The organism is Helicobacter cinaedi CCUG 18818 = ATCC BAA-847, assembly GCF_000155475.1.
In the GTDB taxonomy this organism is placed as follows: domain Bacteria; phylum Campylobacterota; class Campylobacteria; order Campylobacterales; family Helicobacteraceae; genus Helicobacter_C; species Helicobacter_C cinaedi.
On the sequence record NZ_DS990392.1, the window covers coordinates 532566 to 553862 of the forward strand.

The 21297-nt window shown below is 39.6% G+C and carries 23 protein-coding genes; 9 read left to right on the plus strand and 14 right to left on the minus strand.

Features of this window, described 5'->3' with window-relative positions; all coding sequences use genetic code 11:
- The 4 genes from HCCG_RS06985 to mqnP are packed head-to-tail and all read right to left on the minus strand — an operon-like array spanning nt 1 to nt 3207.
- On the minus strand, nt 1–1188 hold the full coding sequence (locus HCCG_RS06985; protein ID WP_002956767.1) for a pyridoxal phosphate-dependent aminotransferase: 1188 nt from the start codon (nt 1186–1188) through the stop codon (nt 1–3).
- Between the two features lie 23 nt (nt 1189–1211).
- Complete coding sequence (locus HCCG_RS06990) at nt 1212–1739, minus strand: hypothetical protein (protein ID WP_014666680.1); 528 nt, start codon at nt 1737–1739, stop codon at nt 1212–1214.
- The gene (locus HCCG_RS06995) at nt 1739–2353 is read right to left on the minus strand and encodes a hypothetical protein (RefSeq protein ID WP_230197917.1); all 615 of its coding nucleotides are present in this window, start codon (nt 2351–2353) and stop codon (nt 1739–1741) included. Before HCCG_RS06995 ends, HCCG_RS06990 begins: the two co-directional genes overlap by 1 nt.
- The gene (gene mqnP / locus HCCG_RS07000; RefSeq protein WP_002956770.1) at nt 2323–3207 is read right to left on the minus strand and encodes a menaquinone biosynthesis prenyltransferase MqnP; all 885 of its coding nucleotides are present in this window, start codon (nt 3205–3207) and stop codon (nt 2323–2325) included. Before mqnP ends, HCCG_RS06995 begins: the two co-directional genes overlap by 31 nt.
- Nucleotides 3208–3467: 260 nt before the next feature.
- Between mqnP and HCCG_RS07005 the strand changes: the two genes are divergently transcribed.
- The 8 genes from HCCG_RS07005 to HCCG_RS07040 are packed head-to-tail and all read left to right on the plus strand — an operon-like array spanning nt 3468 to nt 11325.
- A complete protein-coding gene (locus tag HCCG_RS07005; protein ID WP_002956771.1) occupies nt 3468–4151 on the plus strand; it encodes a CvpA family protein in 684 nt (227 codons plus the stop codon).
- The gene (gene lysS / locus HCCG_RS07010) at nt 4152–5732 is read left to right on the plus strand and encodes a lysine--tRNA ligase (RefSeq protein WP_002956772.1); all 1581 of its coding nucleotides are present in this window, start codon (nt 4152–4154) and stop codon (nt 5730–5732) included.
- The gene (locus HCCG_RS07015) at nt 5732–6982 is read left to right on the plus strand and encodes a serine hydroxymethyltransferase (RefSeq protein WP_002956774.1); all 1251 of its coding nucleotides are present in this window, start codon (nt 5732–5734) and stop codon (nt 6980–6982) included. Before lysS ends, HCCG_RS07015 begins: the two co-directional genes overlap by 1 nt.
- A 10-nt stretch (nt 6983–6992) precedes the next feature.
- Nucleotides 6993–7538: a DUF1882 domain-containing protein gene (locus HCCG_RS07020; protein WP_014666675.1), complete on the plus strand. Its 546-nt coding sequence runs from the start codon at nt 6993–6995 to the stop codon at nt 7536–7538.
- Between the two features lie 29 nt (nt 7539–7567).
- Nucleotides 7568–8518, plus strand: a complete 951-nt coding sequence (locus tag HCCG_RS07025) for an SPOR domain-containing protein (RefSeq protein WP_034548247.1) — start codon at nt 7568–7570, stop codon at nt 8516–8518.
- 22 nt (nt 8519–8540) lie between these two features.
- The gene (locus HCCG_RS07030; protein ID WP_002956778.1) at nt 8541–9497 is read left to right on the plus strand and encodes a Gfo/Idh/MocA family oxidoreductase; all 957 of its coding nucleotides are present in this window, start codon (nt 8541–8543) and stop codon (nt 9495–9497) included.
- Nucleotides 9498–10067 carry an acyltransferase gene (locus HCCG_RS07035; protein ID WP_002956780.1) on the plus strand — a complete coding sequence of 190 codons (570 nt, stop codon included), beginning with the start codon at nt 9498–9500 and terminating at the stop codon, nt 10065–10067.
- Between the two features lies 1 nt (nt 10068).
- The gene (locus HCCG_RS07040; RefSeq protein WP_002956782.1) at nt 10069–11325 is read left to right on the plus strand and encodes a nucleotide sugar dehydrogenase; all 1257 of its coding nucleotides are present in this window, start codon (nt 10069–10071) and stop codon (nt 11323–11325) included.
- Here HCCG_RS07040 and HCCG_RS07045 read toward each other — a convergent pair.
- The 9 genes from HCCG_RS07045 to folE form a co-directional block, all read right to left on the minus strand.
- Entirely contained in the window at nt 11300–12628 is a 1329-nt protein-coding gene (locus tag HCCG_RS07045) for a ComEC/Rec2 family competence protein (protein WP_002956783.1), read from the minus strand. The genes HCCG_RS07040 and HCCG_RS07045 overlap by 26 nt on opposite strands.
- Nucleotides 12629–12631: 3 nt before the next feature.
- On the minus strand, nt 12632–14113 hold the full coding sequence (locus tag HCCG_RS07050) for a replicative DNA helicase (RefSeq protein ID WP_002956784.1): 1482 nt from the start codon (nt 14111–14113) through the stop codon (nt 12632–12634).
- A gap of 66 nt (nt 14114–14179) precedes the next feature.
- Nucleotides 14180–15394 carry a sensor histidine kinase gene (locus HCCG_RS07055; protein ID WP_002956785.1) on the minus strand — a complete coding sequence of 405 codons (1215 nt, stop codon included), beginning with the start codon at nt 15392–15394 and terminating at the stop codon, nt 14180–14182.
- Nucleotides 15395–15399: 5 nt separating this feature from the next.
- A complete protein-coding gene (locus tag HCCG_RS07060; RefSeq protein ID WP_002956786.1) occupies nt 15400–16086 on the minus strand; it encodes a response regulator transcription factor in 687 nt (228 codons plus the stop codon).
- 22 nt (nt 16087–16108) lie between these two features.
- Complete coding sequence (locus tag HCCG_RS11980; protein ID WP_133246276.1) at nt 16109–16309, minus strand: hypothetical protein; 201 nt, start codon at nt 16307–16309, stop codon at nt 16109–16111.
- A gap of 95 nt (nt 16310–16404) precedes the next feature.
- Entirely contained in the window at nt 16405–16821 is a 417-nt protein-coding gene (locus HCCG_RS07065) for a DUF1104 domain-containing protein (RefSeq protein ID WP_002956787.1), read from the minus strand.
- 65 nt (nt 16822–16886) lie between these two features.
- Nucleotides 16887–17669 (minus strand): TSUP family transporter, encoded by a 783-nt coding sequence (locus HCCG_RS07070; RefSeq protein WP_034548254.1) that lies wholly within the window; start codon nt 17667–17669, stop codon nt 16887–16889.
- A 182-nt stretch (nt 17670–17851) separates the two neighbouring features.
- Nucleotides 17852–19021 carry a porin family protein gene (locus HCCG_RS07075; RefSeq protein WP_002956789.1) on the minus strand — a complete coding sequence of 390 codons (1170 nt, stop codon included), beginning with the start codon at nt 19019–19021 and terminating at the stop codon, nt 17852–17854.
- Between the two features lie 164 nt (nt 19022–19185).
- Nucleotides 19186–19764, minus strand: a complete 579-nt coding sequence (folE, locus tag HCCG_RS07080; RefSeq protein WP_015453517.1) for a GTP cyclohydrolase I FolE — start codon at nt 19762–19764, stop codon at nt 19186–19188.
- A 236-nt stretch (nt 19765–20000) separates the two neighbouring features.
- Between folE and HCCG_RS12195 the strand changes: the two genes are divergently transcribed.
- Nucleotides 20001–20186, plus strand: a complete 186-nt coding sequence (locus HCCG_RS12195; protein ID WP_165815911.1) for a hypothetical protein — start codon at nt 20001–20003, stop codon at nt 20184–20186.
- Nucleotides 20187–20338: 152 nt separating this feature from the next.
- Here HCCG_RS12195 and htpX read toward each other — a convergent pair whose 3' ends face one another.
- Entirely contained in the window at nt 20339–21268 is a 930-nt protein-coding gene (gene htpX / locus HCCG_RS07085; RefSeq protein ID WP_002956792.1) for a zinc metalloprotease HtpX, read from the minus strand.
- Nucleotides 21269–21297 lie beyond the last annotated feature (29 nt).

Consider the following 21297-nt stretch of genomic DNA (forward strand, 5'->3'; position numbering starts at 1 on the left):
TCAAAGAAGTGTTTTAACAAACTTAGAAATACGCACTATCCCCATTTCAAGCTGCTCTAAAGAACACGCAAAAGAAAGCCGCACAAAGCCCTCCATACCAAAGGCACAGCCCGGCACTAACGCCACGCCTTGCTCTTTTAGCAATGCTTGGCAAAAGCCCATAGAATCTGTGCCATATTGAGGCAAGGCAGAGATATTGACAAAAAGATAAAACGCACCTTGTGGAGCTATAACGCTAAGATTTTGAATGTTATTAATCACATCACACGCAAAACGCATACGCTCTTCAAATGCCACTCGCATTTCTTCAATATCATTATCCGCCTCACCCTTTAGGGCTACCACAGCAGCCTTTTGTGTGATAGAGTTAATATTTGAAGTGCATTGACTTTGGAGATTGTCCATAAGCTTGACAAGATTCTTATCCTTACACGCCAAATAGCCCATACGCCACCCTGTCATCGCCACCGATTTGCTTAAACCATTAATGGTAATAGTGCGCTCACACATATCTTGGCTAATCACCGCAACAGAAGTGAATTTCACCCCATAAGTGAGCTTCTCATACATCTCATCACTCACAACCCATACATTTGTATCTTTTAGCACCTCTGCTAAGCCTTCTAGCTCCTCTTTAGTATAAACCATACCTGTTGGGTTAGAAGGGGTATTAAGCACAAAAATTTTTGTCTTTGGTGTAATGGCTTGTTGCAACTGCTTAGGCGTTATTTTAAAATTGCTTTGCTGTGAAGTCTCCACAAACACCGGCTTCCCACCGCTATAAGTTACAAGCTCTGGGTAAGTAACCCAATAAGGTGAAGGGATAATCACTTCATCACCAGAATCAATTAAAGCCTGAAAGACATTAAAAAGTGAATGTTTCGCACCATTACTCACAAGAATCTCGTTCTTTTCATACGCCAATCCATTCTCACGCAAAAGCTTATTTTGAATCGCCTCTCGCAGCTCGGGAATCCCAGCCACCGCAGTATATTTTGTAAAGCCACTTTTTAACGCCCTTATAGCTTCATCTTTTATCACTTCTGGCGTGTCAAAGTCCGGCTCTCCAGCTGAAAAACTTAAAACATCTTGCCCTTGAGCCTTTAGCTCTCTAGCTAGTGTGCTTATAGCAATTGTTGTAGATTCTTGAAGCAGTTCCACGCGTTTGGCGTATTTGTGATTTTTCATTGTTTTTCTCCTTTTGTGTGGATTTATTCCTTAATGTCCGCAAGTTTTAGGGTAAATTCTATCTCACCCTTGCTTAAACGCATCTCTTTTGCAATCGCATCTATACTCCACCCATCGCGAAACATTCCTAAAATGCGTTTTTGGTCTATATTTGTGCTTGAGCTTGGGAAGTAGCCAAACTCGCGGATTTTCTCTTCTAAGCTTACAAGCTTCTCTTCAATATATGAACGCTCTTTATTAAATTGTGCTTCTAAAATCTCAATCTGCCGATACACGCTCACTAGCGAGTTATTTACCGCATCAGCAGATTCTGTTTTAATCTTGGTATTAAGTGCGGTAGAACTTAGCTGACTTTCAAGCTCACTATCTTTAATCCACTTGTGAATCTTAAAAATCTCTCCGTTAATATCTTCCATACCCTTTTCAAATCGGCGTATGCGTTTATGTAGCTCCAAAGAACGACTATAACTCAAAAATGCCACCAAACACACAATTGCTATGGATACAAGCGAGACAATCATCGCCATAGAACTCATTGAAACCCCAAACATCACTCCACTCCTTTCAACGCACTTTTAGAATCTAAAATCATTAATCGCTCCATTTGTACCACAAAGCTATCAAAATCCACAACATCGCTTTGATGAATCTGCGTAAAAACAACAATCCTTTCATCAATAGCCTTTGCAAAAATACCGACATAACGCTTTGGAAAGGCATTTAAAAATATCCGCAAATAATATTCCTGTCCCTTTTCAAAGACATTCTCCGGCATACATAGCACACTATGTCCCACGAAGTTTGCTATGCCCTCCCCACTCAAAGACACATAGGCAAAGCTTTTATTTAATAGAATCTGCTCAATATTTTCTACCTTTTGATACAGCTCCACAAGTAATTCAAGCAAGACTTCATCGGTATCTTCTAGGCGATTTTTAGATTTATTTTTATTGAGCCATTGTGTGATAGAGCCATAGCGATGTTGAGAGAGTGCGATAAACTCTTTTCTATACGCTTCTAGATTCTCTTCTGCCTTTGCAAAGGCTACTTCAATCTCGCAAGGCACAATCCGCGTTTGTATCCCTTGGGCTTGTAATATTCCCTTAATATCCATTACATTTTCTCCATAAGAATCTAGCCCACCACAGAATCTAGCAAAATACATACAAAAAATATAATACCCAAATATCCATTTGTAACAAAAAATGCCTTGGGTATGTTTTTAAGATGCACACTTACAAGATATTGCTCATAGCTTAGCATTAACGCCCCTAGCCCTACGCCTATCCACGCAACTACCCCAAGATGAGCCTCATACACAAAGCAGCCCCAAAAAAGCACCGCTACAATATGACACAAACGCGAAATCCACAATGTCGCTCTAAGCCCAAAATACGCAGGTATAGAGTGGAGATTCTTAGCCTTATCAAAGTCCATATCCTGAATGGAATATAATAAATCAAACCCAGCCACCCAAAACAGCACACCAAGAGAGAGTAAAACACTCCACAAAGGCACTTCTCCCATAACGGCAATTACCCCAGCAATAGGTGCTAGTCCCAAGCACACGCCAAGCACCCAATGAGCCACGGCACTGAAACGCTTTGTATAGGAATAAAACGCCAAAATGGCTAAAAATGGCACACTCAAATAAAACGCAAGAGTATTAATCAAATACGACACCGCCACAAAAAGCAGTGCGTTTATAATATTAAAAGCAATAAGGGCAGATAGCTTAATGCGTCCATCAACACTTGGTCGGCTATTTGTGCGGAGATTCTGTGCGTCAATATCTCTGTCCTTAAATCGGTTAAAACCCATTGCAAAATTTCTAGCAGTGATTAAAGCTAAAACACAGAGCAGGAATGTTTCCCAGCCACACCACGCAACACCATATTGCTGCATACTCGCTACAACCATAGCAATAAGGATAAAACTGCTTGAAAAAATGGTATGTTCAAATGCGACAAGCTCACTGAAATTTTTAATCTGTTTGCTTAAATTCTGCAAAACACTCATTGTGCGGATTCCTTAGTTTTTGTTCTTATTTTTCAATAACTTTAAGGGTAGAAAAGCAGGATTCTAAAATACCTTACCAAAAAATAAGCTAAAACTCTTGCAAAATAACACAAAATCGTTTAATATATCGCCTTTAAAGCCCAAATGAAATATTTTCTAAGTTTGGAAATCTCAATGTATAGAATCTTTACAGATTTCATAGATTTATGGGCATAGGCAACCACCGCTTTATATTTTACACAGGGCAAGGATTTAACATTATGGATAAGTTCAGTTACATAGATATAGGCATTATTGTTTTGCTTATTTTGCTTTCACTCAAGGGTATTTGGCAGGGAATTATACGAGGATTGGCAAGTTTTTTAGGTATTTTGCTTGGGATATTTTTTGCTTCAAGATTCTATGATGGGCTTGGCGAGTGGTTTGCGATAAATATTTACAATCTCGGCTCCCCAGAGCTAAACGCCCTTGTAGGCTTTGTGATTATTATCACGCTCATTTGGGCGGGGTTTTTACTCCTTGGGGAGATTTTATTCCGTATGGTGCGATTTACGCCGCTTGTGAGCGTTGATGTGGCTTTGGGCTTGGCTTTTGGATTCTGCAAGGCGTTTTTGCTTTTATCCATTATTGTTTTTGGAATCTCACAAATCGCGTGGCTTAAGAACTTTTCACAAAATGTTGAACAAAATAGCTCTATTTTTCCTATGATGAAAAATCTCTCTATCAAAATTATGAATCTTGAGCAGATTCAGGAAGTGAAAGAGAATCTCAACCTTGACAAGAAGCTTAATAATGCTGAAGATGAAATTAAGGATTTGAGCGAGAATCTTGAAAAAGCTAGGCAAAAGGCTATTGAAGAAGCGGAGAATCTTTTACAAAATCAAACTAGAGAAACTCAAAGCCAAGATTCCAATGACAAATCTACACAGCTAGAAAGGCAATAAATGTTTTCTAATTTTTACATACAGCAACGCATTAAAAAAATGCAACTTATGCGTGAGGAGGGCTTGAATCCTTATGCGAATGACACAAAACGCACCATAAGCAATAATGACTTTTTACAAAAATATGCTTTTCTAAAATCCCAAGAGCAAGGGGCAGAGAGTGCAGATTCTAGCTCAACAAAATCTCAACCCATAGAATCTATTGTGGGGCGAGTGCGATTTATCCGTCTTATGGGCAAGGCGTGTTTTGTGAAGATTCAAGATGAAAGCGGGGTGCTTCAAGCTTATATCTCAAAGAACGATGTGGGCGAAGATTTTGCGTATATCAAAAAGATATTAGAAGTGGGGGATATAATCAATGTATCAGGTTATGCGTTTGTAACTAAAACCGGGGAGCTAAGTATCCACACGCTAAGCTTTAAGATTCTAAGCAAAAGTATCGTGCCACTGCCGGAGAAATTCCACGGGCTAAGCGATATAGAGTTGCGTTACCGCCAACGCTATGTGGATTTGATTGTAAATGAGAATGTCAAAGAAACCTTTAAATTACGCAGTAAAATCATCTCGTGTGTGCGGCAGTTTTTTGAAAAAAAAGGATTTTTAGAAGTAGAAACGCCTATGCTTCACCCAATCCCCGGCGGTGCAAATGCGCGTCCTTTTATCACACATCATAATGCCCTTGATGTGGAGCGGTATTTACGCATTGCCCCAGAGTTATATCTTAAAAGGCTTATTGTAGGCGGATTTGAAGCCATTTTTGAGCTGAATCGTAATTTTCGCAACGAGGGAATGGACCACTCGCATAATCCCGAATTTAGTATGATTGAATTTTACTGGGCGTATAAGACTTATGAAGATCTCATCACACTCACCCAAGAGCTTTTTACATATCTTTTAGAAGAGCTTAAACTCCCTAAGATTCTAAAGCACAACGACACAGAGATTGACTTTAGCAAATGGCAGATTCTAAGCTACAAAGAAGCCTTAGAATCCATAGGCGGATTAGATAAACATATCATTGAAAACAAGGAATTATTGCTTCAAACACTCCAAGAGAGACATCTCAAGATTGATAGTTCTTTCAGCTATGGAAAGCTTTTAGGAGAGGCATTTGATGAGTTTGTAGAATCTAAACTTATCAATCCCACTTTTATCACGCAATATCCCATTGACATTAGCCCACTTGCAAGACGCAATGATGAGAATCTAGAGATTGCCGATAGGTTTGAGCTTTTTATCGGTGGTAAGGAAATAGCCAATGGATTTAGTGAGCTAAATGATCCACTTGACCAGCTTGAGCGTTTTAAAGAACAAGTCAAGGCAAAGGACGCAGGAGATGAAGAGGCTCAATATATGGACGAAGATTATGTATGGGCTTTAGCACACGGAATGCCCCCAACTGCGGGTGAAGGCATAGGGATTGATAGGCTAGTTATGCTTTTAAGCGATGCAAAAAGCATTAAAGATGTGATTTTATTCCCTGCTTTAAAGCCAAGTAAAACAAATTTTGATATAATGCCAAGCGATGATACTGCTCAAGCCAATCAAGGAAGCCCAAATCACGCAAATAAGGAGAAATGATGAACTACGCAATAAAAGAGCAAGATCCTGAAATTTATGAACTCATAGAAAAAGAATTTGAAAGACAAAATGATCACTTGGAGATGATAGCAAGTGAAAATTTCACATTTCCTAGCGTTATGGAAGCTATGGGTAGTGTTTTGACAAACAAGTATGCTGAAGGCTATCCTTTTAAGCGTTATTATGGTGGCTGTGAATTTGTAGATAGGATTGAAGAGATTGCTATCAATAGGGCAAAACAACTTTTTGGAGCAAGTTTTGCCAATGTCCAGCCTCATTCAGGCTCACAAGCTAATGCAGCTGTGTATGCTGCGCTCCTTAAACCTTATGATAAGATTCTAGGAATGGATCTAAGCCACGGTGGACATCTCACACACGGAGCAAAAGTCAGCAGCTCTGGGCAACTCTATCAAAGCTTTTTTTATGGTGTGGAGCTTAATGGCTACATTGATTATGATAAACTCGCACTTCAAGCCCAAGTCGTTAAGCCAAATATCCTTGTGTGTGGATTTTCAGCTTATACGCGTGAGCTTGATTTTAAGCGATTGCGTGAAATTGCGGATTCTGTTGGGGCTTTGCTTATGGGTGATGTAGCCCATATAGCTGGGCTTGTAGTGGCTGGAGAGTATCCAAATCCTTTTCCACATTGCCATATCGTTACGACAACAACACACAAAACATTGCGGGGACCACGTGGTGGGGCTATTCTTACAAATGATGAAGAGCTAATGGCAAAGATTAACAAAGCTGTGTTTCCGGGGATTCAGGGCGGACCGCTTATGCACGTTATAGCTGGTAAGGCAGTAGGGTTTAAAGAGAATCTTAAGCCCGAATGGAAAGTGTATGCCAAGCAAGTTAAGGTTAATATCCAAGCTCTAGCAAAGGTGTTATTACAACGCAATTATAATCTTGTAAGTGGAGGGAGCGAAAATCACCTTGTGCTTATGAGCTTCCTTAATAACGACTTTAGCGGTAAAGATGCGGATTTAGCCCTTGGTAATGCAGGAATCACTGTGAATAAAAACACTGTTCCGGGAGAAACGCGATCTCCTTTTGTTACAAGCGGTATAAGAATCGGCTCTCCAGCTCTCACGGCAAGGGGTATGAAAGAGAAAGAATTTGAGCAAATCGCCAAGTGGATTGCTGATATTCTTGATGATATTTCAAATGTTGATTTACAGCAAAAAATCAAAAAAGAGATCAAAGATTTTTCAAAAGATTTTAGAATCTATGAACGACCAATTTTTTAGGGGGTAAATTGTGACAGAAATGGATCTGAAACTGATAAAAATGGATACTTCCCATTATTATCAGCGTGTCAGCGGACTAGGCAAAAAGGTAAGTCATATGGGGCGGATTCTCTATGATAAATATGAGCGAGTGGATTCTATGCTGACTTCTATGCTGATTAATAAGCATTTTCGCAAAGAGATTACAATTGCTCATTCACTTTTGCTTGGCAAAGGCACGAAGGTTGAAAATATCGTCTTTGACTATAATGGGCGGAATCCAGAGAGATTCTATCATCGCGCACAGCTACTTTTGCGTGAAGAGGGCTTTTTGAACTTTACTGCTTTTTCTACAAAGACTCCGGGACATTTACATCTTTATGTGCATAAAGGACATACGGAGATTAACGAGGGTAAGCGACTTATTAAAACGCTTTCAATGAAGTTAGCCCAGCATTGTCCAAAGGAATGGAGAGTATTTCCAAATGATGAAATGCCTTCATATTTTAATATTTTGTGCCTACCCTATGATGTCTATGCAAAAGAGCGTGGGGCATCTTGGGCAAGACATATGTAAGCAAAAAACCCTAAACTAAGGAGAAAAAAATGGAAACAAAACGAGAATTAAATGATATTTTAATCAATGATGATGATTTGCAACAACAAAATCGCACCAAAAAGCTTATGATGATGGTGGGAGTAGCTATCATCATTTTATGTATTTTAATTGCGGTGATTTTTGTTATCACCCGCGATGAAGAGGATCTTAGTGAAAAAAACATAGCAGACAACAACGGCTTGACCTCAATGGGATCTACCCCTATCCAAGAGCCACAAAATGGTGGTTTTGTAAATGTGCCTATTGACAATAATACAGGTAGTGATGATAGGTTTCAGCAGATTCTTGATGATATTCGCAACCGCAATGGCGATTCAAATAATCAAGTGGCGCAAAACACAACACAGCAGCCCACTGCTCCCAGCACTCCACCACTAACAACACCTATACAAAACCAACCCAAACCTACGCAACAAACCACCCAGCCTAAGCCTACGCAGCAAACAAGCCAAAATAAACCTGTATTGCCAAACAACACAACATCAACCAAAAAACCGGAGCCGTCTAAACCAGCTCAAACAACAAGTAACACAACTTCTACAAACACAACTAAAAAGCCAGAGTCAGCCAAATCCGCTCCAGCACCTACTCAAACTCAAACACCAAAGCCACAGCCTACCCAAACAGCTACGCCTACAAATAGCGTTGCCAATGCTTTTGAAGGTGTCGCCACCTCCCCTATGGATCGCTCAAAAAATGGGCAAGTCGCCACAAAAGGCTTTTATGTGCAAGTAGGCTCTTTTGCCAACAAACCAAGTGAAGAGTTTTTAAAGAAAATAGGCAATTACAGCTACCGCGTATATGCAGGGACATCAAGCAATGGACAACAAACGACAAAATATCTCATCGGTCCATATAATTCACGCACAGAAGCGGCTAGAGATTTGCCAAATTTCAAAAGCCTTGTAGCTGATCCGGTGCATTTTGAAGTTAAATAACACAAATAATACTAAATAATTTATGAGCCAAACGCCTAGTAAAACCTTTGGATTAGTCGGTGTGGGTGGCTTTGTCGCTCCTAGACATCTTCAAGCCATTAAGCAAAATAATGGCACGCTTCTTTGTGCGATTGACAAACACGATTCTGTGGGAATCTTAGATAGCTATTTCCCACAGACTGATTTTTTTACAGAATCCGAACGCTTTGAACGCCACCTTGACAAACTCAAACGCACTAGCACACCGCTTGATTATCTTAGTATCTGCTCTCCAAATCATCTGCACGATACGCATATCCGCCTTGCTTTGCGGAATGGTGCTTCAGCGATTTGTGAAAAGCCCCTTGTACTTAATCCTTGGAATCTAGACGCACTCTTATTGGCTCAAAACGAAGCAAACAAACACATTTACAGCATTTTGCAACTCCGTTTGCACCCAAGCATTCTCTCACTTAAAACACGCATAGAGCAATCAAGCAAAGATTCTGTGTTTGATATTGATTTAAGCTATATTACCGCTAGGGGCAAGTGGTATTTTCACTCGTGGAAGGGAGATGAAAGTAAGAGTGGTGGGGTTGCGACTAATATTGGGGTGCATTTTTTTGATATGCTGATTTGGATTTTTGGCGATATAGAGCAAAGCATTGTGCATTATCGCTCTGCTTCAAGCGTGAGTGGAATCTTAATATTAAAAAAGGCAAGGGTTAGGTGGTTTCTCTCCATTGATGAAAATCTCTTGCCCCAGCATATAAGAGAGCAAAATAAAAGAGTGTATCGCTCCTTGTCTTTACAAGGCGAAGAGTTTGCCTTTAGCGATGGGTTTAATGATTTACACACGCTAAGTTATACGAAGATTTTAAATAATGAAGGCTTTAGCTGCGAAGATTCAAGAAAGGCTATTGAGCTTACTTATCATATTAGAAATGCCACGCCCATTGGATTACAGGGCGATTATCACCCCTTAAACAAAAGGCTTTAAATGGCGGTTTTTATCCACGAAAGTAGCATTATTGATGAAAATGTCATCATCGGTGAGGGCAGTAAGATTTGGCATTTTTGCCATATTCTAAGTGGGAGCATTATAGGTAAAAACTGCTCTTTAGGGCAAAATTGTATGGTAGGCAAAAATGTCATCATTGGCGATAATCTCAAGGCACAAAATAATATCAGCATATATCAGGGGGTAAGAATCTGCGATGATGTGTTCTTGGGACCAAGTGTAGTTTTTACAAATGTCATTAACCCCAGAGCTTTTATCTCGCGTAAAGATAGCTTCCGCCCTACCCTTATCAAAAACGGAGCTTCCATTGGGGCAAATGCGACAATCATCTGCGGTGTGGAGATTGGCGAGTATGCACTCATTGGTGCAGGAAGTGTGGTAACAAAAAATGTGCCGGACTTTGCCTTGTGTGTGGGGAATCCTGCAAGGCAAATCGCTTGGGTAGATAAGGCAGGAAATAGGCTTACATTTAATGAAGAAAATCTAGCCTATGATAGTTATGATAACACCGCTTATCGCCTTGATGACAATAGAATCTTAAAGGTATGAAATGCCTATTCCCACGCTTCAAAATGCACATATCGCTATCATCGGATTAGGCTATGTTGGTTTGCCCTTGTCTGTGGCTTTTAGCAAAATCTATCCCACCATTGGCTTTGATATAAATCCACAGCGGATTGATGAGCTAAAATCTAGCTTTGATAGCACACAGCAAGTAAGCAAACAAGAGCTGCAAAACTCCCCAAATCTTAGCTTCACGCATAATCTCTCACACATCGCACACGCAAATATTTATATTATCTGTGTGCCTACACCCATCACAGAAAATAAAACACCAGATCTCTCCGCCCTAATTCACGCAAGTGAGCTTGTAGGTAAGATTTTACAAAAAGGTAATATCGTGATTTATGAATCTACCACTTACCCCACCTGCACGGAAAATGAATGCAAAAACGCCTTAGAAAAAAGCTCAAATCTCACTTTCAACACTGACTTTCACCTTGGCTACTCGCCTGAACGCATTAACCCAAGCGATAGCTCCCACACACTCACACAGATTCAAAAAATCACTTCCGGTAGCACAAAGCAAGTAGCACACTTCATTGATAGCCTATATAGCTCAATCATCACAGCCGGGACTTTTTGCGTCTCATCAATCAAAACTGCTGAAATGACAAAAATCATAGAAAACGCTCAACGCGATTTAAACATCGCCTTTATCAATGAAATGTATATGATTTGCGATGCCTTGCAGATTGACGCCCTAGAAGTGCTTGAAGCGGCAAAGACAAAGTGGAACTTCCTGCCTTTCACACCCGGGCTTGTTGGGGGGCATTGCATAAGTGTAGATCCTTATTATCTCACGCATAAGCTTCATAGTATCGGCTATCACCCGCAAGTGATTAGCTCTGGGCGGCTCATTAATGATACTATGCCACATTTTATCGCACAGAAAATCATCAAGCTACTTATTCAAAATGGCATTGAGATTCTAAACGCAAAAGTTTTAATCCTTGGCATTACCTTTAAGCAAAACTGCCCTGATATACGAAACTCCAAAGTCCCCATTGTGAAAAAGGAGCTAGAATCTTTTGGGCTAAAAGTAGATGTGTATGACCCTGTGGCAAATAAGCAAGAAGTGCAAAAAGAGTATCAAATCTCACTTTTAGATGAGTTGCCCTTAGCCTATTTTGACTGCATTTTTCTAGCCGTAGCTCATAATAAGCTCCTCTGCCTTAATCACAAAAAGCTAGGCAAAGCAAAATCTATCTATTACACGCTCACAGCCCATAAGCTAGATTCATAAACCGCATACATAAAAAGCCAAAAAAGCCTAGCCCCACGCAATGCAAGGCAATATGGGCTATTCTAAAACGCATAGCCAAAACACATAAAAGCAAAAATATACATAAAAGCCAAGTCGGTGTAAAAAACTCAATAGAATCTAACCTTAAACTCATAGCCCATTGCAAAAAGCTATCACATAACCAACCAAAGCCCAAAATATGAGCCACAAACATACAGGGAAAAAACACCACAAAAAGCAAACTTAAAGGAATACTAAGTATATTTAAAGGCGTAAAATAAGGAAAAAACCAATGCACCAAAACAAGCATATCTAAAAAAATCAGCGTATTAAACCATAAAGGCAGTAGCACAAACTTACCCACAACCCCACGCCATTTTTGAATCTTGCTAAACTTCGCAAAGAGATAGATAAAAAACACTCCGCCAACAGATAGCCCAAAGCCCACAGAAAAAATTAATCGCGGGAATAAAGCCAAACACAAAGCCACCACTACAAAAAGTAGCCTAAAGCTTAGCAAATTTATCCCGCTAAAAATAGCTACAAATCCGCACACACTCATCACATACGCTCTTAAAAATGAAGGCGTAAAATCAAGCACAAGCAAATATAAAAATAGCACCGCACACATCAAGATTCCAATATCAAAATATTTGTTGCGATAGCTTATAAATCTATGGAATCTCCCATACACAAAGCCTATAAGCCCTCCAAGCACAAGGCTTAAGATTCCCAAGTGAAAGCCACTAATGGCAATAAGATGAGCTATGCCTAATTTATTGCTTAAATCTCGCCAAGTATGGGGCAAAAAGTCCGCTAAAAATAGCGTTTTATACAGCGAAGCAATAAGCGGCTCATTATGTTGAGATTCTATATACGCCCTAAGATTGAGCCTATAATCCAAATCCGCTAAAAGCGAAATGCGATAAGAGATAAAAAAACAGCTTTTTAGATACTCCACAAAGCTACATTCTAGCCTTTTGCCATAGATTCTTACAAATCTATGCGTTAAGTCTTTTATATCTTCTTTGCTTGTTGTGTAGAAAATCTCGCCCTTATCACTCTTTAGCTTTAAAACTTGATAACTTGAATTATTTTTGTGCTTTGTGTATTGAGCGATGACTTGAGCGTAAATCTCTTGGGTATCTTGCGGAGTAATATACGCACGATATGCGTTATATTCTAAAAGCATATTACCCATAAAAAGAGCTAGACACAACCCCACAAATGCCAAAATCTCCCTTTTTGTATGTAAAATCTCCACTGCCAAGGGAGAATGTGTAGAGTGAGTTTTGCTATTCACTTGTTAAAAGACATTGGGCATATCAAAGTTAGAATCTGTCGGGCTTTGGGGCGGTGTGCCTCGCTCCATATTCTGCAAAAAATCTGCACCATCAATACGCGTTTGTGTCATCTCGTGGCTGTATTCTTCAGGCTTATCTTCAAAACGCGTAAATTTTTTATTAAACTGAATCTCCACATTACCTATCTCACCATTGCGATTTTTAGCGATGATAATCTCTGCCGGTTCAATCTCACGCTCGGTATGCTCGGGCTTAAAGTCCTTTTCCTTGCCCTCTTTTTTAAGCCTTGCATATCGCTCCTTATCCGCCCTTCTAGCATACACATCATCGCGGTAAAGAAATAAAATCACATCAGCATCTTGCTCTATCGCTCCAGAATCTCGCAAATCTGACAAAATAGGACGCTTATCATCGCGAGATTCCACAAGGCGATTAAGTTGAGATAGGGCGATGATTGGCATTGAAAGCTCCCTTGCCAACATCTTAAGTCCGCGTGAGATTTCAGAGACTTCCGCTTGTTTGCCTATCTCCCCCTTGCCACCATTCATAAGCTGTAAATAATCAATAATCGCCACACTTATTTGCGGATTCTGCTTTTTGAGCCTACGCAGTCGCCCTTTAAGTTGAGCGATACTAAGCGAAGAGGCATCTACAATCTGCAAAGGCTGATTTGCTAGTTTATCCACCACACTGCTTAGCTCACTTATCTCATTATCATTAAGATTTGCTGTGCGGAGATTCTGCAAAGGGATTGATGCCTTTGCACTTAGCATTCTCATACCCAGCTGCAAATAAGGCATTTCAAGGCTAAAAATCACTACACCCTTATTGTTATCTAAAAAATGTTGCGCGAGATTTAACACAAAAGTCGTCTTCCCCATAGACGGACGCGCACCTATGATGATTAAATCCCCTTCATTAAAACCTGTTGTAAAGCGATTTAGCTTTTTAAAGCCTGTGTCAAGTCCGGTTAGCTCAAGATTCTCACGATTTTTAAGCTCTATGATATGATCCATTACATCTCTCGCCACCTGCCCTGCATCATACACATCATCATTTGATTTTCCCAAGCTCATATCGCTAAGTTTCCTACTCACTTCATCAACAATCTCTTCCACACTTTGATTATTATCAAGTGATTTTTCACGCAAAAGATTAGCTAGAGAGTGCATTTCACGCTTGATACTTGCCTCTTTAATCTCATCAATATAGGCTTCAATATTTGCGATAGGATTAATCGCTAGAATCTCAAGTAACTCTTCTTGCGTGATTTTCTTATTTGCAGGTTTTTTGGCTAAAATAAACTCACTATCAATAGGCAGATTCTCTTTATTCAAAATCTCACACATTGCAAAAATATCCCTATGCACCGGATATAAAAAGTCCTTAGGGCTTAGCTCTGCGGCAATCTCTTCAAACTTTTCAGGCGAGAAAAAAATAGATGAAAGCACGATTTTTTCAATCATAATAATTGTTTCTTGCATACACAATCCTTACTAACTTGAATGCAAGAATCCTACACTTTTTTGCATTAAAAAGTGTTTTATTTCCTATCTTTGCCATTTAAGAGTAAAGCAACTTCCCCTGCCCTGCTGACTTTGCACCTCTATATCTATGTCATACTCATCGCAGATTCTTTTTACCAATGTTAGCCCTATGCCAAAGCCCCCTTGATACTCATTGCACCGCACATATCGTTCAAAAATTCTATCCTTTTGAGAATCTGTCATACCACAGCCACTATCGCTAATGCTTAAACTCCCCTGCCCTAAAACAATCTCAATCTCCCCGCCCTTTTTGTTATACTTAATCGCATTGCTTAGGAGATTATCAAGCACACAGCTCATCTTTTCCGCACTCGCAAAAATATAGCTAGATTCCGCCCGAACCCCCACGCACAAAGCCTTTTGCTCAAAAAATGGCGAGAAATACTCTAATCGCTCCTGTAATAAAGTATGTAAAGCAAGATTTTCACGCATATCATTAATACTATGGGGGAAGTTATACGCCACTAAGATTCTATAAATATGACTTAGACTTTTAGAGGCAAGTTTAATCCGCTCTATTTTTTGGGCTTGTGTGGGGGTAAGATTATCAAGTGAAAGCGTCTCAATACTCATTAGAATAATGCTTAAAGGTGTATTTATCTCGTGGGTAGAATCTTTAATAAAAGCATTCAAAGTATTAATCCTTTGCTGCATAGGTTTCAATGAAAGCTTAACCAAAAAATACGCCACCACGCCCACCACAAAAAGTGAGAGCAAAAAATACGCTATCATCTTAAGACGCAAAACAAACATTTGAGATTCTAAAGAAGCATCTTGTATAAAAATCTTATATCTCGCATTATCGCGGTATTTTGATACAAGATTCTTCTTACTCTTATGAGCTTTTGGAATCTTTTCGTGCATTGAAGGCTCAATAATCACATATTCCCCACGCATAGCAAAGCCCTCTTCTATCTCACTTTGACTAAGCTTTACTTTCAATGTATCATACAAAACCGCACCTTTTTTATTGTAGATTCTAAGCGGTGTGCTAATCTCACTTTGAATCTGCGTAAGCCCAGCTTGCAAGTCATCTTTATTATTATGTAAAATCTCATATACTTCAAGGCTTATCTCACGCAGATCACTGACTTGATTTGCTATCAAATGTCGCGCTTCTTTGGCATAAGAAAACCAAAAAAACACGCATAAAAAAATGCCTGTTGTCCCCAAATATAGACTTAGAATCTTAATGATACTCTTTGCATTCTCACTCAAAACACCTACTCCACATTGTTATTTTCATTATAGCAATACCCTCTGCCGCGTTGATTGACAATACTATCTTTACCCAGAATCTTACGCAGATTTTTCACATACGCACGCAAACTCATTTCACTTGGCTCTTGCTCGTATTCCCACAAAGTATCAAAAATCATCTCTTGGGATACATAGCTCCCCTTGTGTTGTAAAAGCAATAAAAGCAAAAGACTCTCCTTTTGTGTCAAAGGCACAATGGCGTTATGCTCATCATAGAGCAGTTGCGTTAAGATTCCAAACTTCATACCATTATGCAGCTTCACATATTCCGTATGCGTATGGGAAAAAGAGCGTTTCAGCAATGTGCGGATACGATATTGTAGCTCCAAAAGCTCAAAGGGTTTTTTAAGATAGTCATCGCACCCCGCCTTATAGCCACTTTGTAAATCATCAATCCTATCAAGCGAAGTGATAAAAATGCTCGGTGTGTTTTTCCCACACTCCCTAAGCTCTTTTAGTATATCAAATCCATTACCCAAAGGCACTTTCACATCAAAGATCCACAAATCAAAATGCTGCTCATAAGCGCAATTTAACGCATCTTTAGCATTATCACAAAGCTTCACATCATAGCCCTGCTCGTTTAAAAATTCAAGCAGAATCTCACTTAGCACAAAGTCATCTTCTAGCAATAAAATCTTTGCCGACATCTTTTACTTCCTTTTTGCGCTTTTACTTTTTCTTTGTTTTTTTCATACTGAGCGACAGCAAAGTATCTCTTTTCAAGATTCTAAGTTTTTTATTTTTTATAAGGGGGAGGGGCTTAAATTGCGAAGTCGGCTCGCAGATATACCGCTCATTCCCCCTTATAAATCGTTCGCAATCGTGTCGCTCACCCCCTACAACGCTTTTATAGGTTTGCACTTCGTGCAATTCAATTTTACACGCTTAAAGATATACTTTAAGCGTAGTTGGCCTTGTTGTCTCTCATTATCATTGCAAGGCAAGTTTTTTATTTCTTTTTTGGCTCACAATGCTTTTTTATCCTTGCATTCAGCTTTGCCTTTGCACTCTTTAAAATGTCTATGCGGTGGCAATCCACTCTCTTTTAGCTCCTTTTCACTCATATTTTCCACACGCTTTTTCATCGCTTCGTGTGTAGCCTTTTTATACTCTCTATATTCCTTGACACTCATATTTTCAGTAGCCTTTTCATATTGAGCTTTGAGCTTTTCTCTAAAGTCTTTTGCCTCTTTTTCACTTTTAGCCTTCATTCGCTTTGCTATCTCAAGCTCATAGTCAGCAAACTCTTCAACCTTAACTACGCCAGAGAGTGAAATAAGCTCCTTATCACTTTTCTTGCTAAAATCCGCTGCATTCGCACACACTAGACTTCCAAAAGCCACAGCCAACACACCTATTTTCAATGTCCTTGTAAGTTTCATAAAAACTCCTTTTATGTTAGTTTATCCTTAAATGGATAGGCGAAGTTTATACTTTTAAAATGAAGTCAAAGTGAAGTGAAAAATTCTTTATACAATAGATTCACACACGCGGCTAAAGACACGCACACCACAAGCGGTTTTATAATCTTTACCCCATAGCCAATAGCTATGCGTGAGCCTAGACTTGCCCCTGCAAACTGCCCTAACGCCATACATAAGCCCACAATCCACAAAATATGCCCCCCAAAGGCAAAGACAAGCATTGAAGCAAGATTTGTAGCGAAGTTAAAAAGTTTAGCATTTGCTAAGGCTTGAAGCAGTGAAAAGCCCCCAAGCGTAATGAGAGAAAGCATAAAAAATGAGCCAGTCCCCGGACCAAAAAATCCATCATAAAAGCCAATTATCCCTAGCACAAAGCCTAGCCCTGCACTTCCCAATATCGCCTTGCTAGAATCTTGCGTGATTTTTGGAGAAAAGAGAAAGTAAAACGCAAAGATAATCAGCAAAAATGGGATACATTTACGCAGAAAATCACTCTCAAAAAGCCCCACACACACACTCCCAAGTATAGAGCTAAGAAAAACCACACACACAAACCCCACACTTCCTTTTAAATCAATATGCCCCCTTTTGTAAAAATGCAAGCTCGCCCCAAAGCTCCCAAAACAGCTTTGAAACTTATTTGTCCCCAAAGCTTGAAGCGGTGGGATTCCAGCAAAGAGCAAGGCAGGGATAGTTATCATTCCCCCACCCCCAGCAATAGAATCTACAAATCCCGCTACAAAAGCACAAGCTATTAAAAATACAACCAACCCCGCACTTATCTCAATACCAAAATCAAATACCATATCTAAATCCTAATAAAAATATGAGAAACGCGATATTATAAGATTAAAGTGTTAAATGTGAAGTGATAAATTTGATATGAATGTTAAAGATGTAAAGCAAGTCAAAAGAAATATGATAAAAGCAAAAGGTGCCACAAACGACACATTGTGAAGCACCTTTCTTAAAGGAGACAAAACAAGGATTAGAAATCCCACTTGATTCTAGCAGCAGCGATAACGCCTGTTTCTTTACCGCTAAATGTATTGGTACCAGCAGTAGTATTACTCCTTGCACCACTTGTTCCCTCAATTGTTTGATAGAAGCTTACTTGTGGAGCAAAAGTAAAGTTTGAGCTAACTTTATAAGGAAGCTGAATAAATGCTGAATAACTATGAATCATTGAATCTTTCTTTGCTTCAGAAGCAGTTTTTAGAGCATTTTTTTGTCCTTTTCCGCCAAATGTCGCCTGATACCCAGCACCGATGATAAGTCCCATATCACTAGAAAGCTTTGTGCCAAACTCCACTCTTGCACCCGCTCTTTGTGCGTCTAATCCAGCTACATCAAGCGTAGAATGGTGATAACCACCTGTACTTATTCTTGTGAGTTGCTCACCATAAAGATGCCCATTTTTACCATAATTTGCCATTAATGAAAGGAATGAGCTACCAAATGTAGGTTTATAACCTATCCAAGCGTGATATGCACTTGTCCCAGCAGGCACATTTCCTTGAATTGTGTTAGAATTGTAGTATTTATAAGTCGCTGCTGCTTTAAAGATAGGTTTGCCTTTGTCATCATTGATTGTATAGCTTGTAGCGATACGAGGAGATTCTTGATTTGGTCGAGCTGCACCACCATTTCGTCCATCACCTGTTTCATCTTCTACAAGCGCTAGGCTTAGTCCAGCTACATTATATTGAATCTGAATCTTTCTGCTTCCAGTAGCAATACCACCAAAGCCACTTGAGCCATTGTCATTGTTGAAGAAGTCATTTGTAAAGCCATTATCAATTGTTGGGGTATTTGTCTTACCAAAGAGAATTGTCCCAGCCGAAGTTGTATAAGATCCCCAATATTGTCTCCAGCCTGTGCTGCCAACATTGCCATCGACGCCCGGCTCTACTGCACCCCACTCTACATTAGCTTTAAACTTATCTTTTTGGAATTTCACACCAAATTGTGAGTTATTTTGAATCCCAATAAGGTATCCCGCATCAGCTCCAGCCTTGCCACTTTCGCCATAGCCTACATAACCACGGATTGATCCATAGATATCAACCTTTGTATCATCGTTATTATGCACTTCAAAAGCCATTGCTGGCAACACAAGAAGAGCCGATAAAGCACTGCTTACAACTATCTTTTTCATAAAAACCTCCATTACGAGTTGTTTAAGATTATAGTTCAAGATTGAACTAGTGCCATTATCATTAGAAAATGTATAAATGTCAAGGCTAAATGTAAAATATGGGGAGATTCCCCACAAACTAAGCACTATTTCACAAAATATCAAATTAAAGATTGTCCTTGTTTTTAAGGATTATTCAGCAGTTGCATAAACTCTGCACGAGTTTTAGAGTCTTTCTTAAATAGCCCACGCAACGCAGAAGTGATGATATGCGACTGCCTTTGCTTCCCTCGCATTTCAAGGCATAGATGTCTTGCTTCACATACGACCATTACACCCTTAGGGCTTAGCTCACTCATCAGTGCATTGGCAATTTGCGCTGTAAGCTGCTCTTGAATCTGCAAACGATGTGTAAAAACTTCCGCTAATCGTGCCAAGCCACTAATCCCCACGAGTTTAGAATCTGGAATGTAGCCAATAGATATAAAGCCAAAAAAAGGTAAAAGATGATGTTCGCACATAGAATAAAAGGGCAGTTTTTTAAGCACTATCATTTCATCACACACGCCATCTTCAAAGACACTGCCTAAGGCAACTTTTGGGCTTTGAGCGTAGCCATCTAGCATTTCTGCAAAGCTTGTAGCAATACGCTTTGGTGTAGCTTCTAACCCCTCTCGTTTAGAATCTTCCCCCACAAACGCGCATAAAGATTCAAAAAATGCCTTTGAGCTTTGCTCTAGGGCTTTATCTTGTGGTGTTTTCATAGACACTCCTTTGTAAATTTTGATAATAAGATTTTACCCAAGATTCTAAGCTTTTATCATACTGAAGCGTAAGCTTTGTTTGAGATTTTGCGTTTTTGTCGTATTGAACCTTTAAAAAAAGCGAAGTATCTTTATGTTGTAAGAGAGTGTTTTTGCTTTTTTTCTTTTCACAAAAAGTGGTTTTGAACGCTAGTTTCTGTTTTTCTGTTTTTTTTTAAAAGGGGGAGGGGCTTAAATTGCGAAGTCGCTCCCTCCCCCTTAAAAATCCCCCACCCTACAACGCTTTTATAGGTTTGCGTTTCACGCGATTTAATTTTACACGCTTAAAGATATACTTTAAGCGTAAGTTAGCTTTGTTTTCGCACCACGAGAGGGGCGAGATTCTGCCATTGTGGAATCGACTTGAGATTCTAGGCTTTTAGAATCCACAATTCTAGTATTTGCGGTATTGCTAGTGGGGCTTTTTATGGATTTTAGGGGGGGGGGGAGCTAGACATAGAGTCTGCGGTTCCCCTAAAATCCATAAAATCGCTACTAGGATTACCCAAAGACGAATTGTAGGCTGAATGCCTACTCAAAATCTTTGTCCTAGTAAAGACTTTATACGATTTTGTATGCTAGGATGTGTGCTTAAAATCTCACTCGTATCAAAAAGATACGCACTTGCACGAGTAGGATTCGGCTCGGTGTAAGTGTTTTGAGAATAATCTTGGCTAATCTTTTGTAACGCCCTAATCATCGGCTCACTATCTCTCATCAAATACGCCGCACCAGAATCTGCCATATACTCGCGGTTGCGAGAGATAAAAAGACTTAGCACCATTGTAAGCAAAGGCAAAATAAACTGCAACACAAGCAGGATATTCCTAGCCACACGCGCCCCTTGAGAATTTGAACCACTAAAATAAAAGGCAAAGATATTCACACCCAAAAGCATAATATTGCTTAAAATCCCCACACACATTGTAAGCCTTACATCGCCGTGCCGTATATGGCTTAGCTCGTGGGCGATGACAGCTTTTAGCTCATCTTCTTTTAGTCGCTCTAAAAGTGTGGAAGTAATAGCAATCATAGAGTTTTTTTCATTCCACCCACTTGCAAAGGCATTCATATATGGGGCTTCTATGATATATAACGCTGGTTCAAAAGGGCAATTTGCACTTTTAAGCAAATCGCTAAAAACACCATAGAGTGTGGATTCTCTGCGGGAAAGCACGAGATTTGGATTTATGCGTTTATACTCATTGCCACTTAGCATAATGCGTGAAAACTGCCCCACACTATACATTATCACGCCAAATGCCACAACGCCCATTATAAAAGCGATAAGGGGGAATTCCTGTAATGTGAGTAAGAGATAGAATCCCTCCTGCAAACTCTCGCTATTTAGCCGAATAATATCCGCCAACAGCCCGATAAAAACAAAAATGGCAATATACACGCATAAAACAGCATAGGTTTTAAGCTGATTTTGTCTAATAATGCGTTCAAAACGAGAATCCATAAGCTCCCCTTAAATTCATAAGCCCTTGC